We start from the raw sequence: 15724 nt of genomic DNA, 5'->3' as shown, positions 1-15724 counted from the left end.
CAAGGCGGCCGGTTTTTTTACGCCGCCGTTACCTGGCGCGGCATCAGCTTCAAGGTAGCCGCCCACCAGCACAGCGCGGCCAGGCTGACGGCGGCGCCCAACAGGCACACGCCGTTCCATCCTGCATAGGCGTACATGTGCGTCCCCGCCAGCGCGCCGGCGCCGCTGCCGACCGCATAGAACATCATGTAGCAGCCGATCATGCGGCTGTGCGCCTCCGGGCGGGTACGCAGGATCAGGCTCTGGTTGGTGACGTGGATCATCTGCGCGCCGATGTCCAGCACCAGGATGCCGCCGGCCAGCGTCCACAAGCTGGTATCGGTGAAAGACAGCGGCCACCATGCCGCCACCAGCAGCAATAACGCCGCGCCGGTGGCGTGCTGGGCCAGGCCGCGGTCGGCCCAGCTGCCGGCGCGCGCGCCGCCCAGTACGCCGATAACGCCGACCAGGCCGAAGGCGCCGATGGCGCCGTGCGACAGGGAATGCGGCGGCGCCGACAGCGGCAGCACCAGCGCGCTCCAGAAGATGTTGAGCACGGCGAACATCAGCAGCGCCAGCACGCCGCGCAGCTGCAAGGCGCGGTCATGGCGCAGCAGCCCGCCCATCGAGCCCAGCAGCCGCAGGTAACCGCCGACCGCGGCCGGCGCGGGCGAGGGCGGCAAGGTGCGCGCCAGGGCCGCGCCCAACAGCGCGATCAGCGCCGCCGAACACACATAGACCAGGCGCCAGCCGCCCAGGTCGGCCAGGGCGCCCGACACCACCCGCGCCAGCAGCAGCCCGATCACCACACCCGACTGCACCGTGCCCAGCACGCTGCCGCGTTGCGACGGCGCCGACAGCGCGGCAGCGTAGGAAATCAGTCCCTGCGTCATGGCCGTGCCGAGCATGCCGGCCGCCAGCATGCCCGCCAGCAGCGTCCACACCGATGCGCTGGCCGCCAGGGCCAGCAGGCACAGGGCCAGCGCCGCCGCCTGCCACAGCATCAGCGCGCGGCGCGGCAACAGGTCGCCCAGCGGCACCAGCAGTAGCAGCGCCAGGGTGGAACCGGCCTGGGTGGCCGTGACCACCACCCCGGCCGACGCGGTGGCGATGCCGAAGTCGGCCGCCAGGGCATCCAGCAGCGGCTGCGCATAGTAGACGTTGGCCACGCTGATGCCGGCGGCGATGGCAAACAGCAGGACCAGCGGACGAGCGAGTGCGGCGGGGCGAACCTGACCTTGCGATACGGCAGGGGAAGCGGGCGGAACGGAGGGCATGACGGCCTTTCAATGTGGTTGCAATTTGAAACCTATTGGCTGGACCGCAGTGTAAATCCATTTGGTTTCAAATTGCAACTCACCCGAACCGGCGCCCGGCGCGAGGTTTTGATACCATGCGTGAAAACCACACATCGCTCCCGCCATGCCCGCCAACAAGAAACCCGCCGCCGATCAGCGCGCGCGCTACGCCGAACACTGCCCGGTCGGCCGTTCTCTGGACCTGGTCGGCGACCGCTGGGCGCTGCTGATCGTGCGCGACGCCTTCGACGGCCTGCGCCGCTTCAGCGAGTTCCGCGACAGCCTGGGCGTGGCGCGCAACATCCTGTCCGACCGGCTCAGGAAGCTGGTCGACGCCGGCATCCTCGACAGCGTCCCCGCCTCCGACGGCAGCGCCTACCAGGAGTACATCCTGACCAGGAAGGGCGAGGCGCTGCTGCCGGTGGTGGTGGGCCTGCGGCAATGGGGCGAGCAGCACCTGTTTGCCGCCGGAGAGAGCCATTCAACACTGGTGGAGAAGAAAAACGGCCGCGCCTTGCCGCGCATGCAACCGCTGGGAAGCGACGGCAAGCCGGTGGCCGCGCATCAGGTGGAAGTGAAGAAGGCGCCCTCGCCGCGCGCCCGGCCGGCGAAGGCGGCGGCATAAAAAAAGGGCCGGGAGAACCCGGCCCGCAATGCCTCAGGCGCCGATGGCGGGCGCCGGCGGGGCCGCCAGTGAGGGACGCGGCGCACGCGCTGCCGGTGCCGGTCCGGGGCGATGCTCGGCATCCCGTTCGTCGATCTCAAACACGCTGACCAGCCGCGCCAGTTCCGCGCCCTGCTCGCTCAGCGATTCGGCCGCGGCTGACGCCTGCTCGACCAGGGCGGCATTCTGCTGCGTCATGGCGTCCAGGTCGGACAGCGCCGCGTTGACCTGGCCGATGCCGGTGTTCTGCTCGGCCGCGGCGGCGGTGATTTCGCCGATCAGGCCGCTCACGCGGTGCACGTCGCCGACGATCTCCTGCATGGCGGCGCCGGCCTGCTGCACCAGTTGGCCGCCGGCGTCCACGGTCTGCACCGAGGCCGCGATCAGCTCCTTGATCTCGCGCGCGGCGGTGGCGCTGCGCTGGGCCAGGGTGCGCACCTCGGTGGCGACGACCGCGAAGCCGCGCCCCTGTTCGCCGGCGCGCGCCGCTTCCACGGCCGCATTCAAGGCCAGGATATTGGTCTGGAAGGCGATGCCATCGATCACTCCGGTGATCTCCCCGATCTTGCGCGAGGCGTCCGAGATCTGTCCCATGCGCTGCACCACCTCGCCCATCACCGCGCCGCCGCGGGTGGCCGATTGCGCCGCCTGCGCCGCCAGCTGGCTGGCCTGCCGCGCGGTGCCGGTCGACTGCGCGATGGTGCCGGCGAATTCCTCCATGCTGGCGGCGGTCACCTGCAGGTTGCCCACCGCCTGCTCGGTGCGCTGGGCCAGTTCCTGGTTGCCGCTGGCGATTTCCGCGCTGGCCAGCGACACCGAGCCCACGCCGCCGCGCACCTGCGCCACCAGCGTGCGCAAGCCGCCGGACATGCGTTCGAGCGCCTGTTGCAGCTGGCCGAACTCGTCGCGCCGCTGCATGCCCCTCTGTTCCTGGCGCGACAGGTCGCCGCGCGCGATCCGCTCTGCCTGCGCCACCGCATGCGCCAGCGGGCGCGTGATGGAACGCGCGATCAGGCGCGCCACCGCCAGGCCCAGTGCCAGCAACAACGCCGCGCCGATCAGGCCGGCGCCGGCCAGCCGGCGATTGCGCTCGGCCGCGTCGGCCACCACCTGGTCGCGCTGCTGCTCTTCCAGGCCGACGAATTTCTTCAGCGCGCCGAGGTAGGCGGCGATCGCCGGCTTGAGCTCGCCCTCGACCATGGACTGCACCCCGCCGATGTCGCCCTTGTAGGAAAGCTGGGTGGCGGCGCCGGCGACATTGGCCAGCTTCAGCCGCGCCGCTTCGATGGCGCCCAGTTGGGCGCGGTCGCCGTCGCTCAGTTCACGCGCGGCGATCTCCTTCTCCAGCGCGGCCATTTGCTCGCGCCCGGCCTGCACTTCCTGCTCGTAACGCATGGCGAGGTCGCCGTCGGAGGTGTTGAGCGCGCCGACCATGCGTTCGCTGGTCAGCTCGGCCGCGCCCAGCCAGCGCACCGCCGTGACGATGCGCTGGTCGTAGTCGCGCACCGAATCCTGGGCCGCTTCCATCGCCCGCAGCGTGGCGTACTGGGTGCCCGCCGCCATCGACAGCATCGCCGCCAGCAGCCCGGCGATGCAGGCCGACAGGCGCACGGATACGCGCACATCATTCCATTTCATACGTTTCCCCTTGTCGCCGGCGGCGTCAGTGATCGCGCAGTTCGGCCAGGAACTTGCGCGCGCGCTCGCTTTGCGGATGGCTGAAGAACTGCTCCGGCGTGCCGGTCTCGACCAGCCTGCCGTGGTCCATGAACCAGACGCGGTCGGCCACCTCGCGGGCGAAGTTCATCTCATGGGTGACGCACATCATGGTCATGCCCTCGCGCGCCAACTGCTTCATCACCTGCAGCACCTCGCCCACCATCTCTGGGTCGAGCGCCGAAGTCGGCTCGTCGAACAGCATGGCCGGCGGGTCCATGGCCAGCGCGCGGGCGATCGCCACGCGCTGCTGCTGGCCGCCCGACAGCTGGCCGGGATAGGCCTCGGCCTTGGCCGCCAGGCCGACGCGCTCGAGCAGCTCCAGCGCCCGCACGCGGGCCTCGCCGCGCTTTTTCTTGAGCACGTTGATGGGCGCCATCATGATGTTCTCCAGCACCGAGAGATGCGGGAACAGGTTGAAGCTCTGGAACACGAAACCGACGCGGCTGCGGAAATGGTTCAGGTCCAGCTTGGGGGCGTGGATATCCTGGCCGTCGAAGACGATGCGGCCCTTCTGGATTTCTTCCAGGCGGTTGACGGTACGGATCAGGGTCGACTTGCCCGAGCCGGACGGCCCGCAGATCACCACCACCTCGCCCTTGGCAACCTCGGCGCCGACTTCGGCCAGCGCATGGTAACTGCCGTACCACTTGTTGACGTCCTCGAATGAAATCATGGCCGGCGCGCTTGCGGACCGGTTGTTGCTCGCCATCATGCGTTGCTCCTCGTTGGTTCAGGCCGCAACCGGGGGCGCCGCCTGCGCCGCCGGGTTCACGGGGTTGGCCGCGCGCTTGGCGGCGATGCGCTTCTCCAGTGCGCGCGCCATGCGCGTCAACATGAAGCACAGCACGAAATAGATCAGGGCCAGCAGGATGAAGACCGGGAACGGCTTGGTCAGCAGCATGCTGTTGATCTGGTTGGCGGCGAAGGTCAGTTCGTTGACGCTGATCACGTAGCCCAGCGAGGTCTCCTTGATGTTGGAGACGAACTGGCTGATCATCGCCGGCAGCATGTTGTAGAGCGCCTGCGGCAGCGCCACCTTGAACATGGTCTGCAGGTAGCTCATGCCCAGCGCGCGCGAGGCCTCCACCTGGCCGCGCGGCAAGCCCTCGATGCCGGCGCGGATCACTTCGGCGAGGTAGGCCGCCTCGTAGATCACCAGCGTGATGAGCATGGTGGTGAAGCCGGACACCGTGCGCCCGATCAGCGGCGGCACGAAGAAATAGACCCAGAAGATGAACATCACCAGCGGCACGCCGCGGGCGAGGTACACGATCACGGTGGCCGGCAGCCGGAACACGCGCAGCGGCGAGACGCGTCCCAGCGCCAGCAGCACGCTGACCGGAAACGCCAGGATCAGGCCCAGCACGGAGAGGATCAGGGTGATCGCCAGCCCGCCCAGCGGGCCGTGTGGATACTGGCCCACCAGCAGCAGGATCCAGTTGTCGCGGATGATGTCGTAGATGTCGTTCATGGCGTCCCCCTCAGCGCGTCTTGATGCGGTAGCGGCTTTCCAGCGCCGCGCCGGCGGCCATGATCAGCAGCGAGATGCCGAGGTAGATCATGGTCGAGACCAGGTAGATTTCCACGGTGTGGAAGGACTGGCTTTCGATCTCGCGCGTGGCGTAGGTCAGCTCGGCCACGCCGATCACCATCGCCAGGCTGGTGTTCTTGAACAGCAGCACGCTGTAGCTCACCAGCGTGGGCAGCGCCAGGCGCAACGCCTGCGGCAGGATGATCAGGCGCGAGGCCTTGAGATAGGACAGCCCGAGCGCGCGGGCCGCCTCCATCTGCGAACGCGGGATCGAGCGGATGCCGGCGCGCAGGCCCTCCGACATGTAGGCGCCCATGGCCAGGCCGACGGCGATGGCGGCGAACAGGAAATCGCTGCGGTGCATGTTGAACCACAGCTGCACGGAATCCGGCAGCAGGGTCGGCACGCCGAAGTACCAGAGGAAGATCTGCACCAGCATGGGCACGTTCTGGTGGTATTCGACATAGCCGGCGACGACGCCGCCGGCCACCCGGTTGTTGGTCATGCGGACCACCGCCAGCACGATGCCCACCGCCATGGCCAGCAGCCAGGAATAGGCGGTCAGCTTGAGCATGGTGATCACGCCCTCGATGATCATGCGCGGGTAGTCTTCCCGCAGCAGCACCGAAAAATCCAGTTTCATGGAGTACTCCTGCAATGCGCAGGCGCCGGACCTCCCCCGGTCCGGCGCCTGCGGGACCGCGTGGCGCGGTCCGGTGATGCGTCTCGGGGAGCGGCGCGCGCCCCCGTCGGTATCGGCGCGATACAGGCCGGCGTCAGCCCTTGATCGGCTCGATCCTGAAATCGCGCTTGAGCTTGTACTGGGTCGAGGAGCCGAACCACTTGTCGAAGACCTGCTGCGCTTCGCCGGATTTTTCCATGCCTTCCAGCGTGGCGTTGACCTGCTTGATCAGGCCGGCTTCTTCCTTGCGCATGCCCACGCCCCACAGTTCGTTGATCAGCGGCGGGTTCAGGATGTCGATCGGCGAGCTGCTTTCGACCTGGGCCTGGAACTTCGAGAGCATCAGCTCGGAGACGGCGAAGCCTTCGACCTTGCCCTGCTGCATGGCCAGGAAGGCGGCCGGCGGATCCTGGAAGGTGGTCACCGAGGCGCTCGGGATGGCCTTGCGCACGGCCAGCTCCGAGGTCGAGCCCTTGGTTGCGGAGACGCGCTTGCCGCCCAGTTCGGAAGGCGACTTGTAGCCCGAGGAGCGCTTCACCGCGACCTTCTGCGGGCTGGCGTAGTAGGCGTCGGAGTAGGCGATCTGCTCGGCGCGCTCGGCCGTCCAGCCGAGGTTGGCGATCACGATGTCGACGCGGTTCTGCTGCAACTCGGGAATGCGCGCGGCCACCGAGATCATCTTCAGCTCCAGCTTCACGCCCAGGTTCTTGGCGATGGCCTTACAGAAGTCCACGTCGTAACCCTGGATCTCGCGCGTCTGCGCATTGGGGAAACTGAACGGCTCGGCGGTGCCCAGCGTGCCGCATACCAGGGTGCCCTTCTGCTTGATGTCGGCCAGCTGGTCGGCGGCGGCCGAGAAGCTTGCGGCCAGCAGCGCCGCGGCCAGAATGGTTTTCTTAAGTTGCGTCATGAACCCTCTCCTGTAAGGTGGAACGCCGAAGGGCGTCCCGGTTTGGTCACGGCCTTGTCCCATGGCCGGTTTTCGTTGCCGGCCCGGAGGCCGGCGCGGTTGCTGCTTATGCTTCTTGCTTCAGCGCCGCCACCGCCTCGGCGATGCGCGCGCACCCCTCTTCGATCTGCTCCATCGAGGTGGCGAAGGAGATGCGCAGGTGGCCCGGTTGCCCATAGGACGTGCCGTCGATGGTGGCTACGCCGGCCTGCTCCAGCAGGTACATCATGACGTCGACGTCATTGCCGAGCGTCTTGCCCTGCGGCGTGAGGCGGCCCAGCAGGCCTTGCACGCCCGGGAAGATGTAGAAGGCGCCGTCCGGCGCCAGGCAGCGGATGCCGTCGATGGCGTTGACCAGCGCGACGATGCGCTCGCTGCGCTGCGCGAACAGCGCCGCGCCCTCGGCCACGCATTGCTGGGGACCGGACAAGGCCTCCACCGCCGCCGCCTGGCTGGCGCCGGAGGCGCAGGTGGTGCTTTGCGTGATCAGCAGCGCGATCGCCTTCATCAACGGCAGCGGTCCGGCGCCGTAGCCGATGCGCCAGCCGGTCATGGCATAGGCCTTGGAGACGCCGTTGATCACCAGCGTGCGTTCGGCCAGCGCCGGCTCGACCTGCAGCGGAGACACGTGCCGCGCGCCGCGATAGACGAAATGCTCATAGATCTCGTCGGTCATCACCCACACCTGCGGATGACGCATCAGCACCTCGCACAAGGCCTTCAGTTCGGCTGCGGAATAAACCGCGCCGCTGGGATTGTTGGGCGTATTGAGCACCAGCCAGCGGGTGCGCGGCGTGATGCTGCGCTCGAGCGCGGCGGCGGTCAGCTTGAAGCCGGCGCTTTCGTCGCACGCGACGATCACCGGCGTGCCGCCGTTGAGCGCCACCATGTCCGGATAGGACACCCAGAACGGCGTCGGGATGATCACCTCGTCGCCGGTGTTGAGCGTCGCGGCGAACGCATTGTAAATGATGTGCTTGGCGCCGATGCCGACCACGATCTGCTCGATCGCATACGAAAGCGAGTTCTCGCGCTCCAGCTTGGCGGCGATGGCGCGGCGCAGCGCCGGCGTACCGGTGGCCGCGGTGTAGCGCGTCTGGCCGGCGTTCAGGGCGGCCACGCCGGCGGCCACGATGTGCGGCGGCGTGGGGAAGTCTGGCTCGCCGATGCTGAAGTCGACGATGCTGCGGCCTTCGGCGCGCAAGGCGTCGACGCGAGCCTTGGCGGCCATGCTGGGCGAGGGCTTGACGCTGTCAAGCCGGTGGGCGAGTCGGGATTCCAATGCTAGCTCCGGAAAGGTGAAAGGACGGGCGCCGCGTTACAGGCCGAACGGCGAGAGCACGCGCGCGAGCCACTCCTGCTCGACGCGGCCGTTGGCGATCTCGGCCTTGATCGCGTCCTCGTAGGACTGGGTCTTGCGCGCCGCGGCGATCAGCGACTCGGCCTGCGCCTGCGGGAACGAGACCAGGCCGTCTTCGTCGCCGACCACGATGTCGCCCGGGCTGACCACCTGGCCGCCGATGGCGACCGGCACGTTGATGTGGCCGGGGCCGTTCTTGTAGGGACCGCGATGCGACACCGAGCGCGCGTAGCACGGGAAGTCAGCCTCGGCGAACGCCGCGGTGTCGCGCACCGCGGCGTCCAGCACGAAACCGGCGCAGCCGCGCTGCTGCGCGTACAGCATGATCAGTTCACCCACCAGCGCATTGCTGGCCTCGCCGCCGCCGTCGACCACCAGCACGTGGCCCGGCTGCATCATCATCAGGGCCTTGTAGATCAGCAGGTTGTCGCCGGGACGGGTCTTGACCGTGACGGCGGTGCCGACCAGCTTCTTGCTGCCGTGGATGCGGCGCAGGCCGCCCATGCCGCACAGGCGCTGCAGATTGTCGGAGAGGTGCGAGACCACGATGTCCTGCAGCGCGGCGATGACGTCGGCCGCGGCCGGCGCGTGGACGGGATTGATCTGGAAAGGCGGAACGGAAACAGTGGAAACAGTGGGGGCAGGGGCCGCCATGTTGATCTCCTCGATGCGTTTGTAATTAGTGATGGCCGCATCATAGGAGCGATGAAACGCTAAAAAAAGCGATATTTAATTATCTTTATAAATCGTTTTTTGGAATGAATTAACGCCTTGCCCCGAGGCGGTGCGCTCGCTCCCGCACAGCGGGAGGGCGTTCCTGCGGCGCAGGCGAAGAAGGGTGTGAAAAGGGGAGATCCGGCCAATGACGAAGGCCGGCGGGGCGGCGGGCGCGCCGTTCAGCGGCGACGATGGAAGGTGATTTTCTGCTCCGCCGGCGGCATGGCGTCGCCGGAGTCGCCGCAACCATCGCAGGCTCCCCCGCCGCAACCGCCCGCGCTGGGCGGCGGCAGCAGGTGGCGTCCCAGCGCCTGCCAGCGTGTCGAACGGCGGTGCAGCAGCCACGCCGCGAAATGCGCCTGCCAGCGCCATGCGGCCGATGGCGCCAGCTTGCGCAGCATGTACAGCAGGCTGGCCGCCACCAGCGTCGCGATCACCGCGTATTGCCACCACAGCGCGCTCATGCCAGCCACCCCGCCACGCGGTAAGTGATGAACGAGGCCACGTACGCCAGCACGAACATGTAGCCGAAGGACAGCGCCACCAGGCGCCAGGACTGCGTCTCGCGGCGGATGATGGCCAGGGTCGACATGCATTGCGGCGCGAAGGCGAACCACACCATCAGCGACAGCGCGCTGGCCAGCGAGATATGCGCGGCCAGCGCCTGCTGCAGGCCCGCGCCCTCGTCGCCGGCGACCGAGTACACGGTGGCCAGCGTGGCCACCGCGGTTTCGCGCGCGGCGAAGGCGGGGATCAGCGACAGGCTGATCTGCCAGTTGAAGCCCAGCGGCGCGAACACGTATTGCAGGGCGTGGCCGATGGCGCCGGCCAGCGAATAATCGATCGCCGCTTCGGTGGCGCCGGCCGGCGGCGAGGGGAAGGTGCAGATGGCCCACATCAGCACGGTCAGCGCCAGCATCACGCCGGTCAGGCGCTTCAGGAAGATGCTGCCGCGCTCCCACAGGCCGATGCCGATGTCGCGCAACCTGGGCACGCGATAGGACGGCAGCTCCATCAGCAGCGCGCGTTCCTGCTGGCTGCGGCGGATGCGCTTGGCGACCCAGGCCACGAACATGGCCGCGCCGATGCCTGCCGCGTACAGGCAGAACAGCGCCACGCCCTGCAGGTTGAAGATGCCCAGCACCGCGCGCTGCGGGATGAAGGCGCCGATCAGCAGCGCATACACCGGCAGCCGCGCCGAGCAGGTCATCAGCGGCGCCACCAGGATGGTGGCCAGGCGGTCGCGCGGATCGGTGATGCTGCGCGTGCCCATGATGCCGGGGATGGCGCAGGCGAAGCTGGAAAGCAGCGGGATGAAGGAGCGCCCGGAGAGGCCGACCGACACCATCAGGCGATCCAGCAGGAAGGCCGCGCGCGGCAGGTAGCCGGATTCTTCCAGCACCAGGATGAAGAAGAACAGCACCAGGATCTGCGGCAGGAAACCCAGCACCGTGCCCAGGCCGGACAGCAGCCCGTCCGACACCAGCCCGCGCAGCGGCCCCTCCGGCAGCCATGCGCCGGCCAGCCCGGCCAGCGTGCCGAAGCCATCGGCGATGGCGTCGGTCAGCGGCTTGCCGATCGCGTACACGGCCTGGAACACCAGGAACATCACCAGCGCCAGCAAGGCCACGCCCAGCACCGGGTGCAGGGCGATGCGATCCAGCGCGTCGTCGCGGCGGTCGGTGGCGCGCGGCATCACCACGGTGGCGGCCAGGATCGCGCGCACCTCGGCGTGCAGGTCGTCGGCGCCGCCGGCATTGCCCGGCGGCGGCGGCGCGGCGACATCGATCGCCTCGACCAGGGCGCGCGCGCCGCCGCTCTTGACGGCGATGGTCTGGATCACCGGCATGCCCAGGCGCTGCGCGAGCGCGGCGACGTCGACCGTGATGCCGCGGCGCGCGGCGGCATCCATCATGTTCAGCGCCAGCACCATGGGCCGCCCCATGCGCCGCACCTCGAGCACGAAGCGCAGGTGCAGGCGCAGGTTGGTGGCGTCGGCCACGCACACGATCAGGTCGGGCGCCGCCTCGCCCGGATAGCGGCCCTCCAGCACCGCCTGCGTGACGCGCTCGTCGGGGCTGACCGACTGCAGGCTGTAGGCGCCGGGCAGGTCGACCACGCGCACCGCGCGGCCGGACGGCGCGGTGAAGCTGCCGGACTTGCGCTCGACGGTGACGCCGGCATAGTTGGCCACCTTCTGGCGCGCCCCGGTCAACTGGTTGAACAGCGCGGTCTTGCCGCAGTTCGGGTTGCCCACCAGGGCGATGTTGAGCGCCCCGCTCATTGCGCCTCCCCCGCCCGCAAGCGCACGCGCTCGGCCTCGGCGCGGCGCAGCGCGAAGCGGGTCGAGCCGATCTGCACCAGGATGGGATCGGCGCCCCAGGGCGCCGCGGCGACGATGCGCACCGGTTCGCCGTCGACGAAGCCAAGGTCGCGCAAGCGCCCCGCCACCGCGTCGGCGGCATGAAGGTCGGCAACATGGTCAACAATGGCGCAGGCGCCCTTGGCTAGTTCGGTCAGTCGCATACGAGAAATGGGGCGATGGAGAGATGGAAGATGAGGTCGAGACGAGGTATCGATAAGCATTCTCATTATATAAGGCTACCCGCCGCCGCGCCCGGCCCCGATGCGGCCTCTGCGGCAATATGCCGCGGCGCGCGCGGGTCGCCCGCGCGCCTTGCTCTACAATGCGCCATCGGCCGCGGCGCAAGGCGGCCCACCAGGAAACCCCATGTTCTCGTTCAAGCAACTCGAAGCCCTCTACTGGATCGCCACCCTCGGCGGCTTCGCGCCGGCGGCGCGCAAGCTCAACACCACGCAGTCCGCGGTCTCCAAGCGCATCAAGGAGCTGGAAGCCAGTTTCGACACGCCGCTGTTCGACCGCGAGCAGCGCCAGGCGCGCCTGACCGAAAAGGGCGAAGAGATGCTGCTGATCGCGCGGCGCCTGCTGGAGCAGCGCGACATCGCCATCGAGCAGTTCAGCAAGCCCGAAGTGATCGAACGCCGGCTGCGCATCGGCGTCACCGAACTGACGGCGATGACCTGGCTGCCGCGGCTGGTGCGGCGTATTCACCAGCACTATCCGCGGGTGGTGATCGAGCCGGACGTGGACCTGAGCGCAAACCTGCGCGACAAGCTCCTCAACGACGAGATGGACGCCATCATCGTGCCCGATGCCTTCGCCGAGCCCGGCCTGTCGGCGCTGCCCCTGGCCGCGGTGAAGAGCGTATGGCTGGCGCGCCCGGGCCTGATCGGCGAGCGCCGCCGGCCCCTGCGCATGCACGAGCTGGCCTCGCACACCATCCTCACCCAGGGCAACAAGTCCGGCACCGGCATCATCTACGATCGCTGGATCAAGTCGCAATCGATCTTCCCCAGCCACTCGCTGTCCTGCAGCAGCGTGGTGGCGCTGATCGGGCTGACGGTATCGGGCATGGGGGTGAGCTACCTGCCCTACAAACCGCTGCGCCCGCTGATCGAGAGCGGCACGCTGGAGATCGTCGAGACCACGCCCAGGCTGCCCGACGTGCCCTACGTCGCGCTCTACCGCAGCGAGCGCAAGAGCAGTTTCATCTCCTCCATCCTGATGCTGGCGCAGGAATGCTGCGAGTTTTCGGATATGTTCCAGATCGAGGAACTGGGCGCGGCCAACGGCGAAAAAAGACGCAATGGTGGGCCATTCTTTTGATAATCAGGCAATAATGGATGCCATCGTTGTCGTATCTGCGCTGAATACTCGAAAATTTTCATGCGGAATCTATTGCACCGCACTATACTTCGCCTGATTTCCATACGGAAATTATTATCAGGGATCGGGAAATCGCTGCTGCCGCGCGGGAAACGCGGCAAACCGGCATGGACCGAGGGGTGGCGCAGTCGTCAGGGAAACGGTTGCGCCGGCATGATTGGGTCAACCAGGCCGCGCGGGCGCAGGCATAGCAAGAGCCCGGCCGTCTGCCTGAGCACAACAACAAGATGAATTCATCACCAGCGGGTTCCGCCGAATCCGAGATGCCGCAATTGCCATTGCGCACGCTGATCGACGAGATCAGCGCGCTGACGCTGCACGTGCAGGAACTGAGCCGCATGGCCGAAGAAGCGCGCGACCTGATCGAGCGCGGCCAGATGCCGGCGCCTGCCGATCCGCAAACCCTGTTCGATGATGTGGAGAGCTTCCGCCGCAAGCTGGAGGAAGCCATTGTCCGGATCTTCGAGGATGTGTTCGGTCCGCGCACCGACACCCTGGAACGCCAGATGAGCATGCGCCTGATCTCCGAGATCGGCCCCGCCGCCTTCGTGCAGAAGGTGCTGTGGGGCGAGGAGATCAGCGACATCGCCCTGACCATCGCGCTGGAGCGCATGCTGCCGGCGCTGGAGCGGCTGGTCGAGGAATATCCGGCGGCCTTCCTGGAACAGGCCAACTCGGTGCTGGACCAGTTCAAGACGCGCTGATCGCGCTCGCCCGGGCCTGCCCCCTCATTCCTTGTCGGATCCTCCGCCCGCGCGCCGCAGCGAACGCCGCAGGTGCGCGGCAAAACGCGCGGCCGCGATCGACTGCGGGTGATACGCCAGCGACAGCTGGGCGCGCGGCGCCGGCTCCCGGATCTCGATATAGCGCACCTGCGCCAGCTGCACCTGCTCGATCGCCTCGGGCACGATGGAAATCCCCAGCCCCGCCGCCACCAGGTTGATCGCCGAGGTCAGCTGCGGCGCCAGCTGGATCACCTGCGGATCGAAGCCGGCCGCCTGGCAGGCGCTGAAGATCTCGTCATACAGCGCGGAGCCCTTGCCGCGCGGGACCATGATGAAATTCTCCGACGCCAGGTCTTGCAGCCGCAGCGACTTGCGGCGCGCCAGCGGATGCGTGCGCGGCAGCGCCACCTTGAGCTTCTCGGCCGGCAGCTCCACCACACCCAGTTCATCGGACGGCGTGGTGACGATGCGCACGAAGGCGGCGTCGAGCTGCGACGCCGCGATATCGGCCAGCAATTGCTCGGTGATGCCCTCGCTGAGCGAGATCTCCAGCTTGGGATGGCGCTCGCGGAATTGCTGCAGCGAATGCGACACCAGCGGATGGAATACCGCCGACGAGGTGAAGCCCATGCGCAGCAGCCCTACCTCGCCGCTGGCGGCCTGCTGCGCCGCGCGCAGCGCCTGCTCGGCGGCGGCCACGGCCTTTTGCGCGTGCGGCAGGAACACCCGCCCCACCTCCGACAGCGCCACCCCGTGCGAGGCGCGCACGAACAGCGGCGCGCCCACCTCCTGCTCCAGCGCCTTGATCTGCATCGACAGCGGCGGCTGGCCGATGCCGACCTTCCCCGCGGCGCGGGTGAAACTCAGCTGGTCGGCGACGGCCAGGAAATAGCGGAGGTGGCGGAGTTCCATGTGATATCTGTTTTGTAGATGGAAACAGGCAGTTTCATATATTGGACAATATAACTGAATTCTTCCAGACTGGCGGCATCGCAACAGAACGGCGCCCCGATGCCTCGCGCCGGCAAGGAAATCCCTCATGCAGTCCCTCTCCGAACCGGCCAAGGCGCTCCAGCCGCCGGCCTCCCCTGCCGCCAGGCCCACACCCGCGCAAGGCGCCGTGCGCGGCTCGGCCGCCTATCGCCGCATCGCGCTGGCCCTGTTCTGCTCGGGTTTCGCCACCTTCTCGCTGCTGTACTGCGTGCAGCCGCTGCTGCCCGAGTTCGCCCGCGAATTCCATGTCGGCGCCGCCGGCGCCTCGCTGGCGCTGTCGCTGTCGACCGCCCTGCTGGCGCTATCGATCGCGCTGGCCGGTATCGTCTCGGAACGCTACGGGCGCAAGGAGCTGATGTTCGCCTCGATGGCGGTGGCCGCCTGCTGCAACCTGCTCGCGGCGGTCGCGCCCGGCTGGCACATGATCCTGGCGGCGCGCGCGCTGGAAGGCTTTGCGCTGGGCGGCGTGCCGGCGGTGGCCATGGCCTACCTGGCGGAAGAAATCGACCCGGCCGGGCTGGGTTTCTCGATGGGGCTGTACGTCAGCGGCAACGCCTTCGGCGGCATGATGGGCCGGGTCGCCATGAGCATGATGGCCGAGTCCTTCGGCTGGCGCGGCGCCATGCTGGCCATCGGCGTGTTCGACCTGGCGCTGGCGGCGGCCTTCGTGCTGCTGCTGCCCAAGTCGCGCAACTTCGTGCGTAACGGCGCGATGCGGATGCGCGATCACATCGCGCTGTGGCGTGGCCACCTGGCGCACGGCCGGCTGCCGCTGGTGTTCGGCATCGGCGCGCTGGCCATGGGCATCTTCGCCACCTCGTACAACTATGCGGGCTTTCGCCTGATGGGCGCGCCCTTCTCGCTGTCGGCCACGGCCACCGGGCTGATCTTCAGCGCCTACATCTTCGGTATCGTCTCCTCCTCATGGGCCGGCGCGCTGGCCGACCGCTTCGGCCGCGCGCCGCTGGTGACGGCCGGCATCGCCATCTCCTGCATCGGCCTGTTCCTCACCTGCACCTCGGCGCTGGCGCTGGTGATCCTGGGCATCGTGTGCCTGACCATCGGCTTCTTCACCACGCACTCGGCGGCCAGCAGCTGGGTCGGCCGCATGACATCGACCGGCCGCGGCCACGCCGCCTCGCTTTACCTGCTGGCCTACTACCTCGGCGGCAGCATCCTGGGCTCGGTGGGCGGCTGGTTCTGGGAGCACGCGGGATGGAACGCGGTGGCGGGATTCATGCTGCTGCAGGTCGCCGCGGCGGGATGGCTGGCGCGCAAGCTGTGGCGACAGGGGCGCAATTGAGGCGCTGGAGATGGACATGAAAAAAGCCGGATGCATATCCGGCTTTCCTCTTGGAC

Annotated in this window: 16 protein-coding genes; 4 read left to right on the top strand and 12 right to left on the bottom strand. The window is 68.1% G+C overall.

Annotated elements, in window-relative coordinates:
• Nucleotides 1–17: 17 nt before the first annotated feature.
• The gene (locus Herbaro_RS00400) at nucleotides 18–1256 is read right to left on the bottom strand and encodes an MFS transporter (protein ID WP_275011892.1); all 1239 of its coding nucleotides are present in this window, start codon (nucleotides 1254–1256) and stop codon (nucleotides 18–20) included.
• A gap of 145 nt (nucleotides 1257–1401) precedes the next feature.
• On the opposite strand from Herbaro_RS00400, the gene Herbaro_RS00395 reads away from it, so the two are divergent.
• Nucleotides 1402–1902, top strand: coding sequence for a winged helix-turn-helix transcriptional regulator (locus Herbaro_RS00395; protein WP_275011891.1), 501 nt, complete (start codon nucleotides 1402–1404; stop codon nucleotides 1900–1902).
• A gap of 33 nt (nucleotides 1903–1935) precedes the next feature.
• On the opposite strand, the gene Herbaro_RS00390 is transcribed toward Herbaro_RS00395, so the two are convergent.
• From Herbaro_RS00390 to Herbaro_RS00345, 10 genes are all read right to left on the bottom strand, one after another.
• Nucleotides 1936–3579, bottom strand: coding sequence for a methyl-accepting chemotaxis protein (locus Herbaro_RS00390; RefSeq protein WP_275011890.1), 1644 nt, complete (start codon nucleotides 3577–3579; stop codon nucleotides 1936–1938).
• Between the two features lie 25 nt (nucleotides 3580–3604).
• Nucleotides 3605–4333, bottom strand: a complete 729-nt coding sequence (locus Herbaro_RS00385) for an amino acid ABC transporter ATP-binding protein (protein ID WP_275014083.1) — start codon at nucleotides 4331–4333, stop codon at nucleotides 3605–3607.
• A 57-nt stretch (nucleotides 4334–4390) separates the two neighbouring features.
• Complete coding sequence (locus Herbaro_RS00380) at nucleotides 4391–5131, bottom strand: amino acid ABC transporter permease (RefSeq protein ID WP_275011889.1); 741 nt, start codon at nucleotides 5129–5131, stop codon at nucleotides 4391–4393.
• A 10-nt stretch (nucleotides 5132–5141) separates the two neighbouring features.
• The gene (locus Herbaro_RS00375) at nucleotides 5142–5834 is read right to left on the bottom strand and encodes an amino acid ABC transporter permease (protein ID WP_275011888.1); all 693 of its coding nucleotides are present in this window, start codon (nucleotides 5832–5834) and stop codon (nucleotides 5142–5144) included.
• Between the two features lie 133 nt (nucleotides 5835–5967).
• Nucleotides 5968–6783: an ABC transporter substrate-binding protein gene (locus Herbaro_RS00370; RefSeq protein WP_275011887.1), complete on the bottom strand. Its 816-nt coding sequence runs from the start codon at nucleotides 6781–6783 to the stop codon at nucleotides 5968–5970.
• A gap of 106 nt (nucleotides 6784–6889) precedes the next feature.
• Nucleotides 6890–8053: a pyridoxal phosphate-dependent aminotransferase gene (locus Herbaro_RS00365; protein ID WP_275014082.1), complete on the bottom strand. Its 1164-nt coding sequence runs from the start codon at nucleotides 8051–8053 to the stop codon at nucleotides 6890–6892.
• 87 nt (nucleotides 8054–8140) lie between these two features.
• Complete coding sequence (locus tag Herbaro_RS00360) at nucleotides 8141–8836, bottom strand: RraA family protein (protein WP_275011886.1); 696 nt, start codon at nucleotides 8834–8836, stop codon at nucleotides 8141–8143.
• A gap of 242 nt (nucleotides 8837–9078) precedes the next feature.
• Nucleotides 9079–9363, bottom strand: coding sequence for a DUF6587 family protein (locus Herbaro_RS00355; protein ID WP_275011885.1), 285 nt, complete (start codon nucleotides 9361–9363; stop codon nucleotides 9079–9081).
• Nucleotides 9360–11183, bottom strand: a complete 1824-nt coding sequence (feoB, locus tag Herbaro_RS00350; RefSeq protein WP_275011884.1) for a ferrous iron transporter B — start codon at nucleotides 11181–11183, stop codon at nucleotides 9360–9362. The genes Herbaro_RS00355 and feoB overlap by 4 nt, the downstream gene beginning before the upstream one ends.
• The gene (locus Herbaro_RS00345; protein ID WP_275011883.1) at nucleotides 11180–11425 is read right to left on the bottom strand and encodes a FeoA family protein; all 246 of its coding nucleotides are present in this window, start codon (nucleotides 11423–11425) and stop codon (nucleotides 11180–11182) included. Before Herbaro_RS00345 ends, feoB begins: the two co-directional genes overlap by 4 nt.
• A gap of 205 nt (nucleotides 11426–11630) precedes the next feature.
• Between Herbaro_RS00345 and Herbaro_RS00340 the strand changes: the two genes are divergently transcribed.
• Both Herbaro_RS00340 and Herbaro_RS00335 read left to right on the top strand, forming a co-directional pair.
• Complete coding sequence (locus Herbaro_RS00340; RefSeq protein ID WP_275011882.1) at nucleotides 11631–12587, top strand: LysR family transcriptional regulator; 957 nt, start codon at nucleotides 11631–11633, stop codon at nucleotides 12585–12587.
• A 287-nt stretch (nucleotides 12588–12874) separates the two neighbouring features.
• Nucleotides 12875–13351, top strand: coding sequence for a hypothetical protein (locus tag Herbaro_RS00335; RefSeq protein WP_275011881.1), 477 nt, complete (start codon nucleotides 12875–12877; stop codon nucleotides 13349–13351).
• A gap of 24 nt (nucleotides 13352–13375) precedes the next feature.
• Here Herbaro_RS00335 and Herbaro_RS00330 read toward each other — a convergent pair whose 3' ends face one another.
• A complete protein-coding gene (locus Herbaro_RS00330) occupies nucleotides 13376–14284 on the bottom strand; it encodes a LysR family transcriptional regulator (protein WP_275011880.1) in 909 nt (302 codons plus the stop codon).
• Nucleotides 14285–14411: 127 nt separating this feature from the next.
• Here Herbaro_RS00330 and Herbaro_RS00325 point away from each other — a divergent pair, with 127 nt between their 5' ends.
• Entirely contained in the window at nucleotides 14412–15668 is a 1257-nt protein-coding gene (locus Herbaro_RS00325) for an MFS transporter (protein WP_275011879.1), read from the top strand.
• Nucleotides 15669–15724 lie beyond the last annotated feature (56 nt).

It is taken from the genome of Herbaspirillum sp. WKF16 (assembly GCF_028993615.1).
Lineage (GTDB): Bacteria > Pseudomonadota > Gammaproteobacteria > Burkholderiales > Burkholderiaceae_D > Herbaspirillum.
This window is presented reverse-complemented; position numbering and strand designations above follow the sequence as displayed.